At 44.0% G+C, this 277-nt stretch carries 1 protein-coding gene; it reads left to right on the forward strand.

The window, feature by feature from the left end:
* Nucleotides 1-10: 10 nt before the first annotated feature.
* The coding region (locus R0J92_RS22720; protein ID WP_411053329.1) for an aminotransferase class V-fold PLP-dependent enzyme at nucleotides 11-277 on the forward strand (267 nt) is incomplete at its 3' end.

The raw sequence follows: 277 nt of genomic DNA on the forward strand, positions 1-277 counted from the left end.
TTCGTCTCCCATCGAACACCATGCTGTGCTCCATACAATTGAGGAAGTTGAGCGACTAAATGGCGTGAAAGTAGATCACGTAAACTTGACAGTGAATGGAGCGGTAGATATCAATCACCTCGAAGAATTACTCAAACAGAGTGATGAAAAAGCGCTTGTTTCGCTGATGCATGCCAACAATGAAATAGGGAACCTTCTTCCGTTGAGAGAAGTGGGAGAGATGTGCAGGAAATACGATGCATTGTTTCATTCTGACACGGTTCAAACAATGGGGCAT

Origin of the sequence: Tritonibacter sp. SIMBA_163 (assembly GCF_046535935.1) — a bacterium.
In the GTDB taxonomy this organism is placed as follows: domain Bacteria; phylum Pseudomonadota; class Alphaproteobacteria; order Rhodobacterales; family Rhodobacteraceae; genus Epibacterium; species Epibacterium scottomollicae.